This window comes from Chryseobacterium sp. GW821-FHT04C04 (assembly GCF_059420365.1).
In genome coordinates, this window is the sequence record NZ_JBWKTO010000003.1 from 41,753 (window position 1) to 66,272 (window position 24,520).

The following is a 24,520-nucleotide window of genomic DNA, read 5'->3' on the forward strand; positions in this document are numbered from 1 at the left end:
TGATCTCACGACAACCACTCTTAAATAAAACAAAAATGAAACGTATAATTTTGTCAATGGCTATCGTATTCGGTACTTGTGCATTTGCTCAGGAGAAGAAATCTGATACGGCAAAAACTAAAAATATAGAAGGAGTTACTATCACGAAACAGGTTTTCAAAAAGCAAAGTGACCGTTTTGTATATGATGTGGCCGCTTCCCCTGTTGCTAAAGGAAATACCACTTTCGACCTTCTGAAACAGACTCCATTATTATCTTCTACAGATGATAAGACCTTGAAAATCGCAGGAAAGAATAATGCGCTGATCTATATCAACGGAAGAAAAACCAATATGGATTCTGAGTCTCTGGCTCAGTTCCTGAAAAATACTCCGGCAGAAAATATTCAGAAAATTGAAGTGATAACGATTCCCGGAAGTGAGTATCAGGTAGAATCATCAGATGGCATCATCAACATCGTTTTAAAGAAAAAAATGAGTGACGGTCTCAGCGGAAACATGAGAATGTCTAATACAACCAGTAAATACAACGGAAGCCAAGCCAGTTTCTCGGCCAACTACAGAAAAGATAAGCTGGGAGTGAGCGCCAATCTTAGCGGTGGGGAAAATATTGAGGCACAAACTTATACATTAAGAAATGGTACTGCCAATACTTCCAATGAATCTACCGGGGATATCAACGATCCAAACAAAAATATTGGCGGTTATCTGAATATTGATTACCAGCTGAATGACAAAAGCAACCTGGCATTATCATGGAACACATGGGCTAATAAAAGCTATAATTCAACAGTAGATTTGTTTAATACCATAAAAAAAACAGGCACACAATATACATGGTCCAAAAACAAAGAAGATGCAAGGTCTTATAACAATTCTTTGAATCTAAATTATGAATTAAAAACAGATTCATCAGGCAGTAAGCTGAATGTAAATGCAGCCTATCTGAACTATAGAAGATTTCAGTTTACAGATAACCAAACCTTCGCTTCAGATATCAACAGAGGACTAGGAACAAGAACAACACAAGTGCTTCAGGATCTCCCTCAGATCATTAATAACTTCTCCGGAATGGTAGATTATATTCAGAAATTTAAAAATGATCTGACAGTATCAATAGGAGGAAATTATAACAAAACCAAAACAGATAACGATTCTAAAAACATTACTTATTCTTTTGATCCCGTAAAAAATCCGGATCCCAGACCCAATCATTTTATCTATGATGAAAACATCTACGGTGTGTATCTTACTGTTGAAAAGAAGATTTCCGATAAGCTTTCCGGAAAAATAGGGGCGAGATACGAGATTACCAACAGTTTGGGAACTTCTGATAATGCACCTACAGAAGCCCTTAAGAGAATTGAAAGAAATTACAAAAACTTTCTTCCTTATTTGAGTGTGAATTATGCGATTAATGATAAAAATAACATTTCGTATTCCTTTTCAAGCAGAATGAGAAGACCAAGTTTCTGGGAACTTAATCCTGTAAGAAACATTCTGACAGATGATAATTATACTCAGAACAACCCGTTTGTAAAAGCATCTTCAACTTACAATCAGGAATTAACTTATATGTTTAAAAATTCATACTTCCTGATTCTAAACCATTCTTATATTCAGGATGCTATTACTCAGGTTCCGTTACAGGGATATCCGGTAGCCCCGGATGGTACAGTGGGTACCAATCCTGTATTGAGATACATCAGAACCAATTTTGGAAATAAGCAGGAAATGTCTGCAATGCTAGGCCTTCAGAAGTCATTTTTTAAGCAATACTGGACAACCAACTTCAATATTGGAGTTCAACATAACATCAACAATGGAAGTCTTGACATCGACCCTACTACAGGAGACCGATTCAGAAATCAGAAGGGCGAAGATATTGTATACACTAATAAAACAAATTCTACCAGTCTTGTCATCCAGACCAACAACACCATCCGTCTTGATAAAAAGAAAACATGGTTCTTTGGAGTTAATTATTTCTTCGTAGACAAACAGCAGATCGAGCTTGGACTACTAAAAGAGCTAATGAGTTTAGATCTTAGCATCAAAAAAATATGGAACGACTGGACTTTTGCAGTGAATGTAAATGACGTCCTGAATACCAATATTGTCAAAATTGAAGACTTCCAGGACAACGGGAATTACAATTACATCCACCAAAACCGCTACAATAGAAACGTAATGGTAAGCCTTACCTACAATTTCGGAAATCAGAAAGTGAAAAAGGTAAGAAACATCGAAGGCGCATCTGATGCCATCAAAAGCAGAACAAAATAAGAGAAGTATCTTTCTTCATATTCAATTATTCTTACGGTATCCGCTGTTTTTTTACAGCGGATTTTTTATATTTAATCGCTATGAAAAAAAAGCCACATATTATTTTAATCATCCTCATTCTGCTTTTTCTATGGACTGGCTGTAAGGAAAACAAGATAAAACTAGGCAACGATATCAGCTTTGATAAAGAGGAAAATATTCAGTACGGAAATAGTCCTGAACAGGTGATGGACATTTATATTCCCAATAAAAAAACACTCCAAAAAAGGGATGTTTTCATGATCATCCATGGTGGGGGCTGGCGTAGTGGAAATAAGTCACAGCTTACATTTTTCACTCTTTCCCTCATGCAGAAATTTCCTGATCATATTTTCGTTAATATCAATTACAGACTGGCATCAGCATCTAATTATGGGCTACCCAATCAAATAAACGACATTAAAGAGGTCTCTGCCTTTTTAGAAAAGAAACTCAAATACAATACTAAATTCATATTATTGGGAAACAGTGCCGGAGGACATTTAGCCATGCTATATGCCTATCAATTCGATTCTGATAAAAAAGTAAAGGCTGTTATTAATATTGTGGGTCCGGCTGATCTTTCAGATCCGGGTTTCAAAAATTATCAGGAATATTCTTTTGTTCAGGAAAGACTTGTGGATCCTGATGTACCAAGACTAGGAATATCACGTATAGATTTTGCCAGCCCTGTAAAATGGATCACAAAAACCTCCCCTCCTACCTTATCCTACTATGGAAGTACAGACCGCGTTATCCCTTCCTCACAAGAAAAAATCCTAGATTCCATTTTAAATAAAAACCATATCATTCATGAATCTTATCAATTCAATGGTGGGCATTTGGATTGGGATAAACATCCCAATGATGAATTTCTTATCAATAAAATAACAACTTTTCTTAAAAAAACGGACAAAAAATAACACGTTCTGATCATTCAAAACGTGTTATTTTTATTTCTTAATTGCTTTTATTCAGACTTTGCAGGTGCTGTCCTTTCTGAAACCCCATTGGCGTTGAATGCTTCAATCTGGAAATAGTAAGCATCAGTTCTGTCGGCTCCTGTAAAGAAATATTCATTCTTTCCGTATACCATAATGCTTCCGTACATTTTATCGGGAGATTTCCCCCAATAGATCACATAGCCGTCTGCCTCAGAGTTCTGCTGCCACTTCATCCAGATACTTCTTCTTTCACCATATTTCTTAGGATCAGCTCTTAAAGGAACAAAACCTTCTACTTTAGCAGGCTCTTTTCCGCCTCCTTTCCCAAACACTCTGAAACCACTCAATGCAAATTTTCCGGTAGGCATTTTCAGGTTTTCCATTTTCAGGAAACGGGCTTTTGCAGGGATCTCCAATTCTACATAATCGTGAGGAACATCTTTTGTATTTTTACTTTTATCCACAATTACATTCCACTTCTTTCCATCATGAGATCCATAGATTTTGTATTGGTGCATCTTTCCCAAGGTTTTCCCCATAAATTCTGCATCCTGGTCTGCATAATTGATCTGAATAGCATTGATGGTAGAAACCTCACCAAGATCTGTCTGGAACCATTCTCCGGAATTCCCGGTTTTGGCACTCCAGTAAGTTTTAATGTCTTCATCTACTGCATAATTGGGTTGATAACCTCCTAAGGTAGAGGAGACCTGAACCGGTTTATTATAATTCAACAGCATCCATCCTGCAAAAAGACCTTTTGAAAAATCTTTTCCCTGTGCATATTGCGGAAGGTAAGTAGGATAATCTCCATAGGCTGTATTACAGTACATCACATCGTCCTTATCAAAACCTGCCGGCCAGATTCCCAATCTTCTTTCAAAATTATTTTTAGTGGAAATAAAGATAGTGGAAACATGCCACCAGTTTTTATAATTATCTTCAAAAGTAGCTCCATGCCCTGCTCCTCTGGCAAAACCACCAGGCTTGTATGAAAAAGGATTATGCTGCTGATACTCGAAGCCTTCTAAAGGACCTTTGCTCACGTATACTCCATCAGAATATCCGCTAAACTCTGTTGCCGGAGCACCATACTGCATATAATATTTTCCGTTATGTTTTGTCATCCACGCTCCTTCCACAAAAGGCTGAAGAAAAACATTGTCGTTGTATTCGCCAAAACGTTCCCATCCGTGGTCTTCGGGTTTCAGTTTTAGAATAGGTTTTACAAAACCTTCGGACTGCAGATTTTTAACCTTAACTTCTGTTCCCAACAGAGGCCATTCATTGCTCGAGCCCCAATACAGGTATAGCTTATTCTTATCTTCATCATAGTGAAATGCAGGATCCCACGCTCCTACTTTTAACGTGTCTACCGCAATTTCCCAGTCGTCTTTAGTTGGATTTGTACTCTTCCAGATTGGGAAATCCTGTTCCCAGGTAGAACCATAAACATACAGCGTATCTTTCATTGCCCAGACCGCCGGAGCATTCAGATCGTGGGTATACTTATTGTCTCTTAGAAATTTCCTTTTTACAAACTTCCAGTCCAGCATATCATCACTGTACCAATAGCCTTCCTGGTTGGTAGAAAAAAGAAACAGTTTATTTTTAAAATTAACAATAACAGGATCTGCTGTAGCACGGTGTTTTCCTTGTTTTGAAAAAACTTCGAAAGGGGTATATCCGTAGTCTATATTAATGGGATTACAGAAAGTTTTCTGCTGACCGCCCACTATGATTCCCAGAAAAATTGCTAATGATAAAAGATATTGTCTCATTTTCAGATTTTAAACATTCGGAGCAAAGTTAGCTAACTTTTTTTGGTTTTCTCCAAATAAAGCCATCCAGAAGATAATGGGTAAGCTGTGGAACGACCAATAGCGGAACCAAAAATTGAAACAGTTTTTCTGAAACCATCACATTCAAAGAAAAATGCTCATTCCAGACCAAAGTTTCCCATAAAAATTCCTCCAGAAAAGCAAAACCTACAATGATCGCTACAAATAAAAATACTCCCGAAAAAGATTTAAAAATCTGCATTCTGTTCAGCTGATGATTTTCTTTTTGTTTTATTTCCTGAATATAAATCAATGCGATATAAGGAATTCCATGGGAAACTACATTCAAGAAAGTAAAGAGAAGGTCATTGTTAAAGTATACAATTCCAAAATACCAGGAAAGGAAAGTTCCGGTAATTAATCCTGTTTTAGGAATATTAATATTTTTTGTTTTGAAAGCTTCAAAAACAGTTTTAACGATCCAAATGATCAGAATTGCAAAATAGATAACGGTAATCAGAGGAATATAATCCGGAAGGTTTTGAAGCCATTTAAATTCATTGTTGACAAACCAGGTAAAGGCGCGGGGTGTTTTAAACCAGTATAACATAGGATAGATGGTCGCAGAATAAACAGCTACCTCATCTATTTTTTTGCTCCAGTTATTGGGCTCAAATCGGGCATAAAGTCTCATAAACCCGTACTGCTGGCGTATAAAGTGAAAAACGGCAACCAAAGCCAGTACCGACCAAAATGTCAGGCTTCCCAATTGAAATAAAACAATACCCAATATCCAGCTTAGAACAGGAATCCCAAGATAAAGCAGTTTATTCTTCTGTATTTCACCTTTTACAAAATAGGTTTTGAACAGTGTAGAATAGACGTGGGCTACGTCCACAAAAACAATCAGGAAAAGCCATGTATAAAAAGAATAATGGTTTTCCAGTCCCTGGATCTGTTTCTGAAAAAGAAAAATAATCAACAATACCAGGAAAGGTGGTGATAAAATAAACCACCAGTCTGTTTTTGCATTATGTATCCAAGGCTGTTTCATATTATAATTTATATCATTTGTCCGGCCGTTCTTATTCCCTGATAAAAAGCTTCTTCAAAAATAGATATTCCCGAAAGATCAGAATGGGCGAAGAATATTTTCCCATCTATAGGTTCTTTTGCTATCCTTGTTGCTTCTCCAAAAATCTGGTTAGGAACCGGCGCAATCATAGCATGCCCTATTTTATGAAACTGCATTTCCAGAATAAAATCTTCTATTAACGGATGGGCTTTCTTCAGATCATTCAAAACTAAAGTTTTAAGTTCAGCATCCTTCATTGCATACAGCTTCTTCCTTGCTTTTCTACAGTCTCCGGTTGAGAAGCTTTTATAATGGGTAATTACTTTTTCCCCAATAATCTGGTTAAGATTTTGATGCTGATCAAAGATATACCCCAACCCTGAATTTCCATAGATCACATTATCCCAGGCCAATTCTTCATCTCCTCCGAATTCATTCTTTAAAGTAATCGTTGTTAAAAGCCATGGAACGTAATTAAACGATTGGGCTTTCTTATGATTAAAAATTCTCTCGTTCACAAACTGGGGGGATGCAAACAGTACTTTTTCAGCAATAATCTTTTTTGTTTTCTTCTGAATATTATCAAAGCTCAATACCTCAACTTGATCATTGAGTGTTACATCAAAGACAAGATTTGCGGGCATATGCTTTCCCTTTGTATATTTTGAGAAATGTTTTGCCAGTCTGGCATTTCCTTCCGGCCAGGTGAATACCTGATCTTTATATTTCGCGCTCCAGTTATTCTTTCTTCCTGCAAAATAATGAATGCCTGCCCATGCTGAAACATAGTCTATGCCTAATCCGAAATCATCTCTGCAGGAGTAATCCAACAGCCAGAGAAGTTCTTCTGAATGATAGTTATTTTCATTCAGCCAATCTTTGAAAATGATTTTTTCAAGGTGTAAGACCTCATCTTCCTGGCTTGAATCATGCACAGGAATAGCAAACCAATACTTTCCCTGTGCATCTTTCTTCAGGCGGAACTCATCCATCAGCTTAAAAAATCGGTTGAGCTCTTGCTGAGTTTCTTTTGAAATCCCTCTCTGAGGAACAATATCATTCTGCCAGGAGTTTCTATAGAACAGTCTTTCCTGTTGTGGAAAAGTCATTTGGTATTCATCAAGAATAGGTTCTCCGTTCTCTTCAGTTCCCAGACAGATTCCACATTCTGTCAGAAATTCTATGATTTCTACATTTTCTTTATTGGGTAATGGTAAATAATGGGCTCCTAACGGAAACTTTGAAAACGAGTTCTCCCCATTGGAAGAATTTCCCCCCAAATGATTTTCCATTTCCAGGAGAAGATAATTGTTTTCATTATGCTGACTGAAAAACCGGCAAGCAGCAAGTCCCGAAATTCCCCCGCCCACAATAAGATATTGGGTGTGGATAACTTCTGAAAACTGTGGAAAATCTTTTGCCCATAGCTTATGTCCGAGAACATGATTGGTTCCGGTAATTTTTACCAGCAGTGACTTTGCTTTCTTTCCACAATACTGTAAAAAGGGAAGCATAAGGCTACCTAAAAATATAGTTTTAAGAAAATCCTTTCTACTGTACTTTTCCCCACTCTTCATCAAAATAACGAACTAGTATCTGGTTATCCAGACGGTTAACTTCTACGTCTTTCACTTTCATGTCTTTATTAAAATAAGACATCTGTGAAAAGTTGTAATCATAGTATTTTAAACCGGGAAGCTTTCTGTAGATCCTGTTGTTGATGGGTTCAAATGAAGCCATAGAGAATCCCCACTCCCCGAAAGACGGAACATAAGTATGATAAGCTGCTGTGAAAGGAAAAATCTGATTGATCGTTTTTTCTATACACCAGAACGATTTCGGCGCAAAATACGGAGAAGTGGTCTGAACCACAATTTTGGTATCAAGAGTCGTCAGTCTCTCCAATTCTTTATAAAACTGCAGGGAATATAGTTTTCCCAGGCTGTAGTTGGACGGATCCGGAAAGTCTATGATAATAACATCAAATTTTTTCCTGTTCTCTTTTACCCAAATGTAGGCGTCTTTATTGATGACTTCCACTTTAGGATTGGAAAAAGAACTTTGATTCAGCCTGCGCATGGTTTCATTGGTCTTGAAAAACTGGGTCATTTCACCATCAAGATCCACGAGCGTTATTTTTTTAACGTCTTTGTATTTCAATACTTCTCTTGCCGCAAAGCCGTCTCCTCCTCCCAGAATCAAAACGTTATCAATGTTTTTTGCCATAGACATCGCAGGATGTACAAGAGCCTCATGATAACGGTATTCATCGGTGGATGAAAACTGTAAATTGTTATTCAAATAGAGACGAAATTCGTGAGTATTTCTCGTCAGCACAATCCTTTGGTAAGGTGAGCTTTTGGTGTATACTACATTTTCACCATATAGCTTTTCTTCAGAATAAGATAAAATCGTATCTGAAAAAAAGAAAAGTCCAAGCAAAAAAACAAATGCCGAAATCGCCTTTACTCTTAATGAAAACGATTTTGATAATTCCTTTTTAAGGTAATAACAGAGAAATATCGCAATAGAAATATTAATCAGTCCGAAAAACAGAGGGGTTTTTACAATTCCCAGCTTTGGAATCAAAACCAATGGGAATAGAATGGATGCCAGTAACGCTCCGATATAGTCGAATGCAAAGACATTTGAAACTAAATCTTTAAACTGAACTCTATCTTTTAAAATGTTCATCAAAAGCGGAATTTCCACCCCAACAAGACATCCTGTAAAAAAGACAAAAAGGTAGAGAACGCTTTCAAAATGTGCGAGAGTATTAAACAAAATAAAAAGCACCACAGAGCTGATTCCTCCTACGATTCCTACAAGGATTTCAATCTCAATGAATTTATCAATAAGATTTCCTTTGATGAATTTTGCAAAGTAGGAACCCACTCCCATTGAAAAAAGATACACTCCGATAATAAAAGAAAACTGCTTTACAGAGTCTCCTAAAAGATAGCTTGCCAGGGCTCCGGCCACCAATTCATAAATCAATCCACATGTAGCAATGACGAATACTGAAAACAATAAAAGCAGCTCAAGAGGAATCCTCTTCTTATCCATGAATTGCAGCACTTATAATCATTGAAATTCCGATGATAAATGCTCCGAAGACAATAGCCAGTGCTATGTTTTTGTTCTGAGCGATCTCATGCCATGTTTTTTCCGGCGTAAGCTTTTCAATAACGAAATAGCACACTAACAGAATTGCGATTCCTAAAAATGAATAAAGAACCGAGTTTAATATGGGTAAGAAATTGATGTTGTCCATAGTTTTTATATTTTTATTTGTGATAGTATCTGTAGAATCCTACTCTGGAATGGCTTCTTGTGGTTCCGTCACGGTATGTTTCCGTTTTGGCACAGTCACACACCTGATTTCCCTGGTAAGTAAGGTATACAAACCATGTCAGAAAACAACTACCCATCAGGCAGAGTATCCAGTTTTGTTTTATATAGTGTAAAATATTAGTCATTACGATGTAGAATAAGGGGTGTTTGAACTGTTCTTCCATTTACTCACATTAAATAAGTACCTTCCTATATACATAGCCACAAAAATAGCGACCATTATGAATAAAATAAATCCGAAGTTCCAGAATGAAACGGGAAGCCAGGTTGCTTTGATCTTAACATCGCTGTTTGCTGCTACAACATCCGTTGTAAGTCTTAGTCCTTCAGCGTTGATCAAAGAGTCTATTTTTGAGGTTCCAAAGGATGCCTTCACCAGTTTACCCAGTTCGGTTGTATCTTTTTCCAGTGTTTTCCCATCTATAAAAGTGGTAGATTGTACTTTATAGAGATCTGTAACATCGAGAACTCCAGCTTTATCCCTGGAGATCAATACTTTTGAATCTGGTGACTGAAGACCGGAAAATGGGGGCAAAGATCCTTCTTTTTCTGCTGAAATCAGAAAATGATATTTACCCGAACCTACTCCGCAAAGATTAAAATCTTCAGACTGGTTTCCTTCCGACCAGCTTTCACCACCTTCATAGCCGTGATATTGTTCGATATCTTTTGAAGTATATACAACTTCGTTGGTATTTTCATTGACAAGGCTTAGCTGAACATTTGCCCATGAGTTATCAACTGCTGAAAAGACATTAACCTTTAATGGTGCTGATCCACCCGAAAGAGTAAAACTTTTACTGACCAGTTCTTTATCTTTTACATCAGAAAAGTTGACCGACTGCTCAAAAACGGTTTCGTTCGTTCTTGAGATATAGACATACAACTGAAGCAGACAAATCATTAATGCAGCCACACAAAAGATGTTTTTAGTCTGTTTGATATCAAAATAATAAGGCTGAACGATCCCTACACCTGTATAATGAGGGAGATTAGCTATTTTAAAAGCTCTTTTAATATCATATTTTGAAATGTGAACTCCGTAAAAATACTGGCTTTTCTTGCTGGTCTTCTCCTGAGAGATCATACGGGTTCCGTTGACATATTCTTTGTAGGTAGCAATACTGAAATCTACGTGCTCATCAAAAAAACCGGCTGCAGCTTCAATACTACACTGGGAGTTTTCGTACCAGCGGTAGGTTCGTCCTAGGTAGGTTGGTAATTTCGAATTTTTACCTTTAAAATCATCGGGATGCATAGGAATCAGGAAAACCCAATGTCCATCACTTTCACTCAGGAAAGCATCATTTCCTTTGCTGTCTTTTAAATAGTATTCGCGCCAGAAAATACTGGAGCCATATTTCTTTACAATAATAGCAACGACCGTATATTCTACACCTTCAATTATCCCTTTCTGACCGACGTCCAAGACCACGTTTTCAGTCGGTACTTTCAAATGCTTGATTTGTTTGTTTCCGGCTACATCAATGAGATGAGAGCAGGTTTGGCAAACATATTCTTCAATAGGGAAACTGAGATCTAATTTATTTTCTGATTCGCATGCTGGGCAGACATAATGCATTTTTATCTGTAAATTTTGTGTTTTTGAATGGTATTAGCTTTAAAATACTGAACCACCTCATCTGCGATCTGCTCTACTTTCGTGGTGTTATCCTGGGTATAATTACATAAGAAAACATCAAAAGTAAGCTGCTTAAATTCCGGCCACGTGTGGATACAAAGGTGCGACTCTTTAAGGATCACTGCCGAAGTAAAACTCTCATTTTCAAAAACATGATTCGTCACTCCTACAATTTCTACATCATTAGTTTTCAGAATTTCTTCCGTAAACGTCAGAAAACCTTTGCTGTCTAATAACAAATCTTCTGACTCTGTTTCCAAAGTCAGAAGAATATGTAAACCTTTACTTGATAATGGGTTCAATTAATTTTTTCGTAAATATATTATTTTTTTGGAAGAAAAACCTCAGCAAGCATACATCTTGCGCTTCCTCCTCCATTTACTTCAATGGTATTGAGGTCTGAATAGATAATTTCACAGTATTTTTCAATAGCTGCAACCTGTTCTGTTGTTAAAGACTGGTAAGCAGTCTGGCTCATCACCAGAAATTTCTCTCCGTCTTTGTTCTGAACCTGAAGCATATTTCCGGCAAACTGCTGCATCTGGTCTTCTGAAATCTCAATAATTTCTTTTCCGGAACCTTTAATGGTTTCAATTACCTTTTCTCTTTCCAATTCATCATCGATGCAGTCAAGGCAGATTACGACAAATTGATCAGCCACACACATCATTACGTTGGTGTGATAAATAGGAAGTCTTTCTGTTCCTACTGTCTGGAATGAATGGAAAACAACCGGAGTGAAGCCGTATTTTATGCAGAATTCTCTGAACAGTTTTTCATCTAATCTTAAAGAAACAGAACCGTAAGCAATTTTATTATCATGATCAAAAATCATACTTCCCGTTCCTTCCAGGAAATGTCCCTGTGTTTCAGAAAAAGACCAGTCATCAATTTCAGCAACTTCAAAGCCTTGATTCTGAATACTTTCAATAATATCTTCTCTTCTTTCCACTCTTCTGTTGGATGCGAACATTGGGTATAAAACCACTTTCCCGTCTTTATGGAAACTTACCCAGTTATTCGGGAAAATAGAATCCGGCGTATGAGGATCCAATGTATCTTTTATTGTGATTACATTGATTCCCTTTCCTCTCAGTTTTCCAACAAAGGTATTGAACTCTGCCAAAGCTTTGAACTGGATATCAGAACCTGTCTGTTCCACCTGGAAGTAATTGTTTTTCGCTGTCTCAGCGTTGTAACCGAATGCAATCGGTTCTATCATTAATACTGTATCTGTTGTTTGCATTTTTTTTGATTAAAAGATTGAAAATTAAAAGATTGAAAGAGTACACTCTCCCGCTCTCAAGCCCTAAGACCCCCACTCAATTATTCTCTCACAAGCGGCATTGTAGAGCATCTTAACAAACCACCCATTTTGGAGATTTCTCTGTAAGGAATTTCTTCAACAGTCATTCCCCATTCGTTTCTCAGATGATTGTTCATTCTTGTGAATGCTTTATCAGAAACTACTATATCAGGAGAAATAGAGAAAATATTAGGAACCATTTCAAACATTTCTTCATCATTGATATGGAAGCAGTTTTCTTCTCCGAAAATATCGATGATTAAACGGTAGTCGCTTTCATCTACGAATCCGTTTTTATAGATAATACATTTGTCTTCTCCTACCGGATTGAATGTACAGTCCAAATGCAGAATACCTTCAAACGGAATTTTATCGTTTTTCTTCAGTTCAAGGTCAATGATTCTTTTCTTTGGAAAATATTCTTTTAATATTTCAATGGCATACTCATTGGTTCTTGCCGTCTTATAGTTTCTGTAATCTTCGCTGAAACAGGTTCCGATGAAAATAAAATCATCCCATACGATAACATCCCCTCCTTCAATATGGGCTGTTTCCGGCAGATTGATGATTTTTCTCCATGCTACTTTTTCAAAAACATTTTTGTATGCTCCCTGCTCATCTGCTCTATCTGCGATCACATTGGAAATGATCATTTTATCATCAATTACAAAGGCTACATCTCTTGAAAAAACCTGATTGTAATCTTTAATGATACTTGGACGCAGTACTTCAACGTCATACTTTTTTAAAACCGCTTCAAAAGCGTTCATTTCATTAATAATATCCTGTTCTTTAGGATAAATATTATGTTCGATTGAGTAATATGACTTTGCGTCATAACTTTCCTCTAGTGTGGGAACCGGTCCCAGTGAATTAGGCTGGCCTAGAACTACTGACTTCAGCCTACCCGTTTCATTTTTAATGTTTAGTCTCATAAAGATTTATGCAATACTACAAATATAAGTAAAGGTCTCTACCTATAAAACTTTTGGATTATTTTATGCATTAAATTTGAATGTGTCCAAAATTGTTTTTTACTATTTTTTAACAAAAAAGGAAAAACATTATTTCAAAAACCTCTACAACCTACTATATTTCATCTACATAAGCATTAAAAAACATATTATTTTTATTATTTAAATTCATATCTTAGTGATATAGTTTTCGCGAAATTATAAATCATAAAACTTAGCTATTAACACCAAAAATCAAAGTCATGAACAAGAACAATCCGGTGCTGAAAAACGCACAAAAATTAGGAAGAGACCAACAAAAATCCGTTATGGGAGGAGCACCCATCTCAACAGCCAGAAGATGCTGTGAATGGGATGATACAGGAAAATGCTATATCTGGACATGCGACAGATGCCAATGTCCTTAATACAACTGAAAGCCTGCTTTTTCAAGCAGGTTTTCTTATCTCGCTCTGTTTTCTTCTTCCGTTTTCTGGGTTTCTTTTACCTGATATTTTGTACTTCCTATACTATAGCTGAGCGAAAATACCAACCGGCTGCTATCCCACCAGTGTGTAAGGCGGTTATCCATAATTTGCTTATGGCGGAATTCTAACTGTTGGTTATAGGAATCAAAGATATTATTAAAACCAATTTTAGTGTTCAGTTTATTATCAAGCCAAGACTTCTGAACTGATACATCTATGGTATATCTTGGTTTTATGATGTAAAGGCTATTTCCCGTTTTGGACTCATAATTGGCAAAAATATTCACTGTATATCCTTTTGGAAGTGAAAACACCTGATTGATTCTTACTCCATAATTATAGATGTTCAATGCAAAAACCTCATCCAGATAGGGCATGAATTCATAATTGTAATTTCCTGTGAACTGGCTGGTGATATTCCACCATTTTGTAATTCTGACCGGAAAACTGGTTTCAAAAACAGCGAAATTCCGATACGGAAGATTGGTTCCCAAATATTGTAATACGTTCGTTTCCGGGTTGTAAATGGGATAACGTGTCATGAAATCTTTTTCTTTTCCGACCGTAAAGCTTGTAACCCAGTTTTTATAACGATAGGTTGCTTTAATCTGACTGGTAAATGAAGGCCGTAAATAGGGATTCCCAATCCAGTAATTGAGAGGGCTGAAATAAAACCTGAACGGATTAAGCTGCGAGAAAGCCGGTCTTGTTATCTTCCTGCTATAGGAGAGAGAAAGTTCACTGGATTTATTAAAAGTATAGCTTGTACTAAATGACGGAAGCCATTCCAGGTACTTTCTAGAAACAACAGAATCTAAAGTAACTGCATTGGAAATACTGTTTGTATTTTCAAATCTTAACCCAGCGTTGATCTGTAGATTTCCAATTTTCTGCCTGTACGCGAGATATCCTGCCCATATTTTTTCTTTATATGAAAATACATTACTTCGTGTAGGGTCAAAAACAAACTGATTTCCGACAGACAATGTATCATACCTGATATTATTACGGGTATCGGAGTTACTGTACTTGACACCTGCCTCGATGTCTATATTATTTATTTTTTGGGAAGCGTCTATCTGAGCGGTATAGATATTAATTTTGTTAAGCAGATCAGACTTCCAATAAGACAAAAGATTAGCTGTAGCCTGATCTTTATTGATAAAATCATCATCCTGCTTATTTTTAACGGCAAGATAGTTTCCTAAAAAGATGAGTTTAAATCCTTTATTTTGGAAAGAATAATCGGCTGCAATTCCATAATTATCCTGCAAATAATTTGTAGGATTTTCACTCACAGTATGAAACACCAATTGTTTTTCATTTTTATCAGTAGCATAAAGTGATCCGCTGCGTGCACGGTCATTTTCCCGGAAGTTACTTCTTAGACTGATCCCGGCCCTGTTTTTATCATTCAGTATGAAGTCTGCTCCAGCCTGAATATTATAGACTTTCCCGAAATCTTCCTGATAGGTATTGGTACGCAAAACATGAGTATTCGCTAACTGTTGCAACGCTTGATATCGATATGTTGAAATCCCTTCATTATAGCCTGCCTGCAGATTGTATGTTACTTTTCCTGTGTGATAAGATAGGTTAAGTGTATTTTCCCGGTAGTTGAATTTATTACTATATACAGTGCCGTTATAGTTTGCTTTCCAACCAAGGTTGGCGTTCTTTTTTAATTTAATATCAATAATTCCTTTAAATTCTGCATCATATTTTGAAGATGGATTGGTATTTACTTCTACAGATTCTACCATTTCGGGTGATAAAGACCGTAGATATGCCTGTATCTCCTGATTGCTCATGACAATAGGCTTGCCATCAATAAAGATGGCCGGAGTGATTCTTCCTCCAATAAAAATTCCGTCTTCCTGGTCTACTGTAACACCTGGTGTTTTTCTCAGAACATCAAGAAGGTGGATAGAGGTTTTAAAGTCTTTATTTCCGGCAACAGCCATTACTACATTCCCATCGTTCAGCTTCATCTTTCGGGGAGCTGACTGGATAACAACTTCTGAAATATTGGTTGTGGAAGACTTTGTTTTTGTCAGAGAATCTGAGGCCGCTTTCTGTGCATTTCCGTAAAATGAAAGAAGCAGGAACAGTATCAAAAACCATAATTTGATCATCATAAATATTAAATTTTATGACATCAAAAGTATTGGGTTGTCGTAAAAAAAAGGTTTTGAAATTAAAATTCCGCAGTACTGAATTATAAATCTAAACTCTGAAACCTAGGTTCAGTAAGGGTTTTTGATTGTTTGTACAAAAGCGGTGTTGTATTTTTTATTTTCTTAAAAGTAGAAAAGAAAGTTGATTTGGAATTAAATCCCACTTCATACCCAATCTCCTCAATTTTCAAATAGGATCCATTTTCAATTTTTTCACAGGCTTCACCGATCCTGTATTCGTTGATATAAGTAGAAAAACTTTTATCCAAATTATCATTCAATAGTTGGGAAAGCTGATGGGCAGGCATATTCATCCTGGAAGCCAGATCGCTCAGTTTAAGATTCGGATTTTTATAAAGTTCTTCAGCACTCATTAGCCTCTGTAATTTGGATACAAAATTATCGGCCTGTTCTTCTGAAATCTTTTTATTGGAATATCTTACGGGTTCTTTTACAGGAAGCTGTTGATATTTTTTATTAAATAAGATCAAAAAGTTGGCATACAGTACAAATGAAAATACAAGACTCCCTCCCGCACAGTATATCTGTACCCAACCCGTTGAAATCAATTGATAACTCAAAAAGATAATCACATTACTCACCAGAACCGGAAGGACAAAATTGTTTGGGCTTTTATGATTTTGTTTAACCAAAGTATAATACTGATACACCGTAAGAAATATAAATACAGACCAGGTGGCATAAATGAAACTTCCAAAATAGTGATCCCAGGTAATCGGGAAAACTAAATATAATAATCCGACAGCTCCTAAAACAAGCGTTAATATTCCAAACGATTTCTGACAGTTCTTCCAATCAAACTGATCCTGTTGAAAGGAAGATTTCACATAATAATATAAAGCCGGTCCGGTGAAAAATAATGCTGACATTCCCAAGTGTGGAATAATTCTGGGCAAATCCGGATAAAAATACATGAATACGGAAATCCCTACTCTTGAACTTAGCATTAAAAGAAGAAGCCCAAGGAAAAAATCCGGCAGATATTTCGGTTTTTTAATGAACAGCAGATAGATTCCCAGCAGAAGTCCATTAAACGCTCCTACTGCACTGAAGAAAAATAATAGCTGTTGTCCGAAATTCATTGGGTATTAATTTTTTACAGTAGTAAATTTAATCAAATTATTGTATTCGGTTTTCTATAATTTTTGTAAAATAGTAAAAATTGCCCTTAAGGCTGCTCAATACCATTCTCTGATCCGTTTTCCAACCTTTTTAAAATTAATGTTCGTAAACGCTCTTCGTGATCGTCTCCCCATTTTCCCAATGCAGCAATCACCGGAATCAGCGTCTGCCCGAATTCTGTAAGCCTGTATTCTACTTTTGGAGGTAAGACAGGATAAATTTTCTTAGTCACGAGATCATGCTCTTCAAGTTCTTTCAACTGTACATTCAAAACTCTCCGGGAAGCATCGGGAATCTTCCGCTGCAACTCACTTGGCCTCTGAATTCCTTCATTAATAAACCACAACAAACGGATTTTCCATTTACCATAGAGTACTTCGGCAATCAGATCAAGCCCGCAATTCAGATTAGGTGGGATTTTTCTTTCATACATACAACAAATGTAATACAAATGACAGGATGCAACAATAGGGATCAATTTATCCGTATATGATTCGTATTTCCTTACTTGTATGAACCTGATATACTCCTGAAATTTGTACAAAAAAGAAATCATGACAGAAGCATTTAATTTCAACAACGAATTATCAGATAAAATCGCTTTGGTAACAGGTGGAACAAAAGGAACCGGACAAGCAATTGCCGAAAGATTATTAGGCGCAGGGGCCACTGTAATTGTCACTGCAAGAAATCAACCTGAAAATATGAACAACCGCCTTCATTTTATCGCAGGCGATCTGAGCCAGCCAAAAGAAACCGAAAAATTGGTACGGGAAGTTCTTTCCACATTTGGCAGACTGGATATTCTGGTTAATACCCTTGGCGGTTCAGATACTCCCGGTGGTGGTTTTGCTGTTCTCAGTGATGAAGATTGGGAGAACACGATTCAGACGAACCTTCTCGCGCCAGTCCGTTTAGACAGAGGATTTCTCCCCCAAATGCTGGAGCGAAAAAATGGAGTAATTATCCATATTGCCTCTATCCAGGGAAGATTACCTTTATTTGATTCTACATTACCCTACGCAGCTGCCAAAGCTGGGCTTATCAACTACAGTAAAGGTTTATCAAAAGAAGTTTCCCCAAAAGGAATCCGTGTACTGACTGTTTCTCCGGGCTGGATTATGACTTCATCAGCAACCCGAATGATGGAACGTATTGCTGATAGTTCAAAGGCCACGATTGAAGAAGCTACACAAAGTGTCATGGATGCATTGGGAGGGATTCCCATCGGTAAACCGGCACAACCTGAAGATATTGCAGAATTTGTTGGGTTTCTGGTTTCTCCACGGGCTGGATATTTAACAGGAACCGAATATGTAGTAGATGGCGGCACCATTCCCACTATTTAATCATTTAAAATAAAATATGAACCTACCGAACATTTTACAAGAATTTTTAAAAGCACAGAAGCTTTTTGACAGTACATCTTTTTCCCATTGTTTTTCGGATCAGGCAACTGTGTTTGATGAAGGAAAAATATATCTCGGAAAAGAGGAAATAAGGCAATGGAATGAGAAATCTAACAATGAATTTCAAACATTGTTTGAGGTACAAGATTTTTCAACAAGAGATAATACAATTCTTTTAAGGATCAATATTGCCGGTTCTTTCGATGGAAGCCCATTACTACTAAATTTTCATTTCAGAATGGAGAGCGATCTTATTACAGCTTTAATTATTACTGGATAAGTTGTAAAAAAACAAAAAATCCCAAAGTAAACTTTGGGATTTTTTTATGATGATAAAAGCAAATATTATCTGCTTGCGATATCGATGTAGTTTCTTTCCTGAGCACCTTGGTAAACCTGTCTTGGTCTTCCGATTGGGTCTCCTTTTAATCTCATTTCTTTCCACTGAGAAATCCATCCTGGAAGTCTTCCTAATGCAAACATTACGGTGAACATTTCTGTAGGAATTCCTAATGCTCTGTAGATGATTCCTGAATAGAAGTCTACGTTTGGATATAGTTTTCTTTCGATGAAGTACTCATCCTCAAGTGCAACTCTTTCTAACTGCATTGCAATGTCAAGAGCTTTATCCTGAATACCCAGTGCAGTAAGGATATCGTCAGCAGCTTTCTTGATGATTTTCGCTCTTGGGTCGAAGTTTTTGTAAACTCTGTGTCCGAATCCCATTAGACGGAAGTTATCATTTTTATCTTTAGCTTTAGCAACATATTTAGATACGTCACCACCATCTTTCTCGATCAATTCAAGCATTTCGATTACAGCCTGGTTAGCTCCACCGTGAAGTGGTCCCCAAAGTGCAGATACTCCAGCTGAGATAGAAGCGAAAAGACCTGTGTGAGCAGAACCTACCATTCTTACTGTAGAAGTAGAACAGTTTTGCTCGTGGTCAGCGTGAAGAATTAATAATTTATCTAAAGCACCTACCACTACCGGATCGATTTCGAAATCAGCGTTTGGTAATCTGAATGCCATTTTGTAGAAGTTCTCTACGTAGTTTAGGTTGTTATCTCCGTGGTTTAATGGTAAACCTTGAGTTTTTCTGTAAGTCCAAGCACAAAGGTGAGAGAACTTAGCGATCATCAGCTCCGCTGCATGATCCATTTCTTCTTTAGAGTTTACATTAACGGCCTTAGGGTTAAAAGCTGTCAATGCAGAAGTCATAGAAGATAAAACTCCCATAGGGTGAGCAGAACGAGGAAAAACATCAATGATCTTTTTCATTTCGTCTGCGATGAAGTTATATTTTTTAATATTATTGTCGAATGAAGCAAACTGATCCTGAGTAGGTAATTCTCCATGTAATAAAAGATACATTACTTCAGTGAAGTTAGATTTTTCAGCAATTTGCTCAATTGGATAACCTCTGTAGAATAATTCTCCTTTATCTCCGTCTAAGTAAGTGATGTCGCTAATAGTAGCTCCTGTATTTTTGTAACCTAAATCCAGAGTGATCAAACCTGTCTGGTCTCTTAATTTTGAAATATCAATCCCTCTGTCTCCGATAGTACTATCCACGATTGGATATTCATATGAATTACCGTCGTAATTCAATATTACTTTGTTGTCTGACATTATTTATTTATTTTTTTTAAATATACCACTTTCCACAAAATACGGCAAACAAAAATTATCGCTTGCCGTTATTTATAAATTCAATTATCTTTTAATTTTAAATGCTTCTAAACCTGGGAAAATTGCGGTTTCACCAAGAGCTTCTTCAATTCTTAATAACTGGTTGTATTTAGCCATTCTGTCTGATCTTGAAGCTGAACCTGTTTTGATTTGTCCGCAGTTCATTGCTACCGCTAAATCAGCAATTGTAGAATCTTCAGTTTCTCCTGATCTGTGAGACATTACTGATGTGAACCTGTTGTTCTGAGCCATTTGTACAGCAGCCATTGTTTCAGAAAGAGAACCGATTTGGTTTACTTTTACAAGGATAGAGTTCGCAATATTTTCTTTTACTCCTCTGGATAATCTTTCTACATTGGTTACAAATAAATCATCACCAACAAGCTGTACTCTGTCACCGATTTTATCAGTTAACATTTTCCAACCTTCCCAGTCATTTTCCTGCATACCATCTTCGATAGAAATGATTGGATATTTAGCAGCCAGTTCAGCTAAGTAAGAAACCTGCTCGCTGCTTGAAAACTGAGCTGCGTCCGGAGTCTGGAATTTTCTGTAATCATAAATTCCGTCTTTGTAGAATTCAGAAGCCGCACAGTCAAGCGCTAACATAATGTCGTCGCCTGGCTTATAACCTGCTTTTTCAATTGCCTGAAGTAAGGTATCCAAAGCATCCTCAGTTCCTTTGAAAGTAGGAGCAAAACCACCTTCGTCACCTACTGCAGTAGATAAACCTCTTGAATGAAGAATAGATTTCAGGTTGTGAAAAATTTCAGTTCCTTTTCTCAATGCATGAGAGAAAGAATCTGCTTTTACCGGCATGATCATAAATTCCTGGAATGCAATAGGAGCATCTGAGTGAGATCCGCCATTGATAACATTCATCATTGGAACAGGAAGTGTGTTTGCATTCACTCCTCCTACATATTTATAAAGCGGCATTCCCAATTCTGCAGCTGCAGCTCTTGCTACGGCTAAAGAAACACCAAGAATAGCATTAGCACCAAGATTTCCTTTGTTAGCCGTTCCGTCAAGATCAATCATAATCTGATCGATATAGTTTTGTTCGAAAACCGGTTGTCCAACTAAATTCTCTGCAATTACTTCTTTTACATTTTCAACAGCTTTCAGAACTCCTTTTCCCTGATATTCTGAACCACCGTCACGTAATTCTACCGCTTCGTGTTCTCCTGTAGACGCTCCTGAAGGTACAGCAGCACGGCCCATTGCCCCGCTTTCTGTAAATACATCTACTTCGATGGTAGGATTTCCTCTGGAATCTAAAATCTGTCTTGCTTCTATGTAAGAAATTGCACTCATTTTTTATTTTTTTAGTTTAGACAAATTTAATCAAAATTAAACTTTCAGGGGTATTTCAAGGGATTTTTTTGAAATAAATGCAAGTTAAATTTTAGTTAATGTATATTATGATAACTCTACAATTTCTTTGTGTTGAATTTGTAATTTAAAATGGAGGAACAGTCATAAAAAAACTCCAGATATCAAAATACTGGAGTTTGAAATTAATTTTAGTGTTGCTTACCTTTTCGTTTTTTTCTGATACCACTAAAAAAGAGCAATACAGCAATATCATTTCCTTTTTTAAAGCTTTCATTGTAAGTTATTTTCTGGGGGAAGGGGATAATAGACCTGCCAAAGCTCCTATTGCTCCTGAGGAAATCGTTGCAAAGATTGTCACCAACTGAGCATCGGGAGATTTCCCTTGGTTCCAGAAAGAAATAAGAATAAGTCCTGCAATAATGGCAATTACTGCAAGCCCAAGCATCAGTACAATAATTCTATAGATCCAATAGTCTGTATCTTTCGGATTTTTGATCTCAACATTTTTAATAGCCTCTACAGGATTCGTTTTGAATTTCTCCTGAAGATCACTGTTGTTTTTTAAAGCAGCTTCTAAATCTCCGATACTGTCGTTAATAAGAGTTTTCATGGCTTTTGATTTTATACATCAAATTTCCATTAAAAAACCATATCTGTCAATTACACAAAAGGGTAATATATAAGAGTGATGCTGTAAATAAGTAATCTATAATGTTATTTTGAAAATCAAAGAAGTCCCTGGATTTTGGGATGAGATATTGCATTCACCGGATAATTCAGTCATTCTTCTTTTCATATTTCTGAGACCATTTCCCTTTGGCTGATCCTCTGAAATCCCTATTCCATTATCTTCGATTTTCATATAAAAGTTATTTTTATCCTGGGAAAATGAAAGTTTCAAAGTATTTGCGTGACTGTGCTTATATATATTATTGACCGCTTCTTTCAAACAAAGAAAAAGATTACGCCTCATTTCTGTAGAGATAGAAGTTTCAGTAATGACATCTTCACATTCCGAACGTAATATTATTTTTGTTTTCTTTAAAAAATTTCCGGTATACAATATCGCGTAATCGATAAAACTCCCCAATGTATCATTTCCTGAGTTCAGACTCCAGAGCATTTCTCTCATGGAGATATTCATTTCTTCAGAGGTCTTCAGAAGTTCATCGATATCACTTTGCAGATCATCGTCTGATGCTTTCTGTTTCAGAAATTCTGCCTGAAGTTTCAATGCTGAAATTCCTGCTCCCAGGTCATCATGCATATCGTGGGAAATACGTTCCCGTTCTATTTCAATAGATCTCTGCTTTTCAAGTTCTTTTTGGAGAAGCTGGTTTTGATATTCTGATTCTTTGAGCTGTTGCTCTTTAAGATATAAAAGCTGTTTTCTGTTATACATTAATATAACGAAAATAATAAAAGCTACAAAGAGCACTACTATAAGTAATGCAATAAGAAAAACTAATTTTATTTCCTGGGGTAGCGTATTCATAATTTTTTACTCAAAAGTCCTTTAAGAAATAAAAGATATGAGCTAATAGTTGCTACTTGAAAAATATATTTCAAGGTGTACAAAAATCCCTCATCCCTACTTTGTATCCAATACATCGGCATCATTCTGAAAAGGTAAAAAACGGACCAAAATAATAAGGAACAACTAATCCAAAATAGGCCTCTTTCCAGTATTGATTCTGTATCATTTTGAAATGCAATCATATTATAAAACCAGTTTAAAGAAACAAATATGGAATATATACAAAAAATAAGTCCGGTATATATAGAATACGAAGTGCTACATACACAGGTATAATATACAGCCAATATGAGTACAACACTTGTTGTTAATGTCAGAAAACGCTTATTAGCTATTTCTTTTTTAAAAAGAAAATAAAAAAATAGTATACTGAAAATATCAAGAAAATTATACATTCTTTGCCAGTCATGATGACATAATGCAAGCAACTCTATCACTATAGTAACAAAGAAATATAGAAAATAGAAATGTTTCCGTAACTTTTTACAGGCTACGGAAACAACAAAATTTGTAACAATTACAATATAATATGCTATATCAAGAATACTCATTTATCAACATCCTGGAGGACATAAACCGTTTCTATCATAAACGCCTATTCCAGGTATAGGAATAAATCTAGCTCCTTGATAATAACCTAATATCATAATAAAAGTAAGCCTGCTCTCATAACTAGCCTGAATGATCGTTCCATCATCTAAGACCACCTCAAAAATTTCTTTGGAAATATGTATTGCAGGATGAAAAGAAATTACAATATTAGGATATTTAGGTTTTAAACTTTCAAGCTTTGAAAAAAATTCTCTTGATACTGTAAACCTTATAGTATTTACAGTATTCTTATCAATTTTCTGAATATAAGGATCTAATATCTTTTTTAGTTCTCCATCTTTATATGCGTCCTTATATCTTTCAAATTCTTCTAAAGAGATTTCTTCTTTAATGATCATATTACTAATAATATAATATTTTTTTAAGTCCAAATCTTCATATAAAAAAATAAGACCTCTATTCAGTTCACCTAAAAAGACTTTAATATTTTTAGCGTTTTTCCCAAATAAATCTGATATAACTTCCCCAGAAACTTGTAATTTATTCCTGTAAATATTTTTAATATCATCAATGTCCTGATAAGCACCTGTCATTTCCATTGCTAATCCGCCATCAATTTCCCCATCATGTTCAGTTTGTTCATGAATTGTATAATCCTTCCAATCTATAGATTCTCTTTCTATAAATTCTTCTGAATTTAATCTTTCAATTTCCTGATTACAAAATGATTTTACATTCTCTAACTCTTCAGTATTAATAGTTTTGTAATCTACTAGTTGATGAATTTTTCCTGTTAAATTTAATAAATCCTGATTTTCATTCATGG

General features: G+C 36.1%; 23 protein-coding genes. 5 read left to right on the forward strand and 18 right to left on the reverse strand.

Going from position 1 to position 24,520, the window contains the following annotated elements; translation table 11 throughout:
* Positions 1-35 precede the first annotated feature (35 nt).
* Positions 36-2,285, forward strand: a complete 2,250-nt coding sequence (locus AC07UM_RS10050) for a TonB-dependent receptor domain-containing protein (protein ID WP_494683596.1) — start codon at positions 36-38, stop codon at positions 2,283-2,285.
* 80 nt (positions 2,286-2,365) lie between these two features.
* Complete coding sequence (locus tag AC07UM_RS10055) at positions 2,366-3,226, forward strand: alpha/beta hydrolase fold domain-containing protein (RefSeq protein ID WP_494683595.1); 861 nt, start codon at positions 2,366-2,368, stop codon at positions 3,224-3,226.
* Positions 3,227-3,273: 47 nt separating this feature from the next.
* On the opposite strand, the gene AC07UM_RS10060 is transcribed toward AC07UM_RS10055, so the two are convergent.
* The 10 genes from AC07UM_RS10060 to AC07UM_RS10105 all read right to left on the reverse strand — a co-directional run bounded on the left by AC07UM_RS10060 (position 3,274) and on the right by AC07UM_RS10105 (position 13,340).
* Positions 3,274-5,028 (reverse strand): discoidin domain-containing protein, encoded by a 1,755-nt coding sequence (locus tag AC07UM_RS10060; RefSeq protein ID WP_494683594.1) that lies wholly within the window; start codon positions 5,026-5,028, stop codon positions 3,274-3,276.
* A 28-nt stretch (positions 5,029-5,056) separates the two neighbouring features.
* Entirely contained in the window at positions 5,057-6,082 is a 1,026-nt protein-coding gene (locus AC07UM_RS10065; RefSeq protein ID WP_494683593.1) for a hypothetical protein, read from the reverse strand.
* A gap of 8 nt (positions 6,083-6,090) precedes the next feature.
* Complete coding sequence (locus AC07UM_RS10070; RefSeq protein ID WP_494683592.1) at positions 6,091-7,617, reverse strand: NAD(P)-binding protein; 1,527 nt, start codon at positions 7,615-7,617, stop codon at positions 6,091-6,093.
* 37 nt (positions 7,618-7,654) lie between these two features.
* On the reverse strand, positions 7,655-9,169 hold the full coding sequence (locus AC07UM_RS10075; RefSeq protein ID WP_494683591.1) for a polyamine aminopropyltransferase: 1,515 nt from the start codon (positions 9,167-9,169) through the stop codon (positions 7,655-7,657).
* Entirely contained in the window at positions 9,162-9,377 is a 216-nt protein-coding gene (locus AC07UM_RS10080; RefSeq protein ID WP_062673653.1) for a DUF350 domain-containing protein, read from the reverse strand. The genes AC07UM_RS10075 and AC07UM_RS10080 overlap by 8 nt, the downstream gene beginning before the upstream one ends.
* 13 nt (positions 9,378-9,390) lie before the next feature.
* Positions 9,391-9,582 carry a hypothetical protein gene (locus AC07UM_RS10085; protein WP_494683590.1) on the reverse strand — a complete coding sequence of 64 codons (192 nt, stop codon included), beginning with the start codon at positions 9,580-9,582 and terminating at the stop codon, positions 9,391-9,393.
* Positions 9,582-11,039, reverse strand: a complete 1,458-nt coding sequence (locus tag AC07UM_RS10090) for a DUF4178 domain-containing protein (RefSeq protein WP_494683589.1) — start codon at positions 11,037-11,039, stop codon at positions 9,582-9,584. The genes AC07UM_RS10085 and AC07UM_RS10090 overlap by 1 nt, the downstream gene beginning before the upstream one ends.
* Positions 11,040-11,041: 2 nt before the next feature.
* Positions 11,042-11,401 (reverse strand): S-adenosylmethionine decarboxylase family protein, encoded by a 360-nt coding sequence (locus AC07UM_RS10095; protein ID WP_494683588.1) that lies wholly within the window; start codon positions 11,399-11,401, stop codon positions 11,042-11,044.
* Between the two features lie 20 nt (positions 11,402-11,421).
* Positions 11,422-12,345, reverse strand: coding sequence for a citrulline utilization hydrolase CtlX (gene ctlX / locus AC07UM_RS10100; RefSeq protein WP_494683587.1), 924 nt, complete (start codon positions 12,343-12,345; stop codon positions 11,422-11,424).
* Between the two features lie 80 nt (positions 12,346-12,425).
* Entirely contained in the window at positions 12,426-13,340 is a 915-nt protein-coding gene (locus AC07UM_RS10105) for a dimethylarginine dimethylaminohydrolase family protein (protein WP_103233312.1), read from the reverse strand.
* 281 nt (positions 13,341-13,621) lie between these two features.
* On the opposite strand from AC07UM_RS10105, the gene AC07UM_RS10110 reads away from it, so the two are divergent.
* Positions 13,622-13,786, forward strand: coding sequence for a hypothetical protein (locus tag AC07UM_RS10110; RefSeq protein ID WP_153816335.1), 165 nt, complete (start codon positions 13,622-13,624; stop codon positions 13,784-13,786).
* A gap of 35 nt (positions 13,787-13,821) precedes the next feature.
* On the opposite strand, the gene AC07UM_RS10115 is transcribed toward AC07UM_RS10110, so the two are convergent.
* The 3 genes from AC07UM_RS10115 to AC07UM_RS10125 form a co-directional block, all read right to left on the reverse strand.
* A complete protein-coding gene (locus AC07UM_RS10115) occupies positions 13,822-15,984 on the reverse strand; it encodes an outer membrane beta-barrel protein (RefSeq protein ID WP_494683586.1) in 2,163 nt (720 codons plus the stop codon).
* Positions 15,985-16,064: 80 nt separating this feature from the next.
* Complete coding sequence (locus tag AC07UM_RS10120) at positions 16,065-17,126, reverse strand: helix-turn-helix domain-containing protein (RefSeq protein ID WP_494683585.1); 1,062 nt, start codon at positions 17,124-17,126, stop codon at positions 16,065-16,067.
* 86 nt (positions 17,127-17,212) lie between these two features.
* Positions 17,213-17,599, reverse strand: a complete 387-nt coding sequence (locus AC07UM_RS10125; protein ID WP_494683584.1) for a winged helix-turn-helix transcriptional regulator — start codon at positions 17,597-17,599, stop codon at positions 17,213-17,215.
* Between the two features lie 121 nt (positions 17,600-17,720).
* Here AC07UM_RS10125 and AC07UM_RS10130 point away from each other — a divergent pair, with 121 nt between their 5' ends.
* Together AC07UM_RS10130 and AC07UM_RS10135 are read left to right on the forward strand one after the other, a co-directional pair.
* Positions 17,721-18,515: an SDR family oxidoreductase gene (locus AC07UM_RS10130; RefSeq protein ID WP_494683583.1), complete on the forward strand. Its 795-nt coding sequence runs from the start codon at positions 17,721-17,723 to the stop codon at positions 18,513-18,515.
* Positions 18,516-18,531: 16 nt separating this feature from the next.
* Positions 18,532-18,855, forward strand: a complete 324-nt coding sequence (locus AC07UM_RS10135; RefSeq protein ID WP_494683582.1) for a nuclear transport factor 2 family protein — start codon at positions 18,532-18,534, stop codon at positions 18,853-18,855.
* A gap of 65 nt (positions 18,856-18,920) precedes the next feature.
* Here AC07UM_RS10135 and AC07UM_RS10140 read toward each other — a convergent pair whose 3' ends face one another.
* The 5 genes from AC07UM_RS10140 to AC07UM_RS10160 form a co-directional block, all read right to left on the reverse strand.
* On the reverse strand, positions 18,921-20,207 hold the full coding sequence (locus AC07UM_RS10140; RefSeq protein ID WP_494683581.1) for a citrate synthase: 1,287 nt from the start codon (positions 20,205-20,207) through the stop codon (positions 18,921-18,923).
* 84 nt (positions 20,208-20,291) lie between these two features.
* Positions 20,292-21,584, reverse strand: a complete 1,293-nt coding sequence (gene eno, locus AC07UM_RS10145) for a phosphopyruvate hydratase (protein WP_047380609.1) — start codon at positions 21,582-21,584, stop codon at positions 20,292-20,294.
* Positions 21,585-21,885: 301 nt separating this feature from the next.
* Complete coding sequence (locus AC07UM_RS10150) at positions 21,886-22,215, reverse strand: hypothetical protein (protein WP_494683580.1); 330 nt, start codon at positions 22,213-22,215, stop codon at positions 21,886-21,888.
* 96 nt (positions 22,216-22,311) lie between these two features.
* Complete coding sequence (locus AC07UM_RS10155) at positions 22,312-23,100, reverse strand: sensor histidine kinase (protein WP_494683579.1); 789 nt, start codon at positions 23,098-23,100, stop codon at positions 22,312-22,314.
* 596 nt (positions 23,101-23,696) lie between these two features.
* Positions 23,697-24,518 carry a hypothetical protein gene (locus tag AC07UM_RS10160; RefSeq protein ID WP_494683578.1) on the reverse strand — a complete coding sequence of 274 codons (822 nt, stop codon included), beginning with the start codon at positions 24,516-24,518 and terminating at the stop codon, positions 23,697-23,699.
* Positions 24,519-24,520 lie beyond the last annotated feature (2 nt).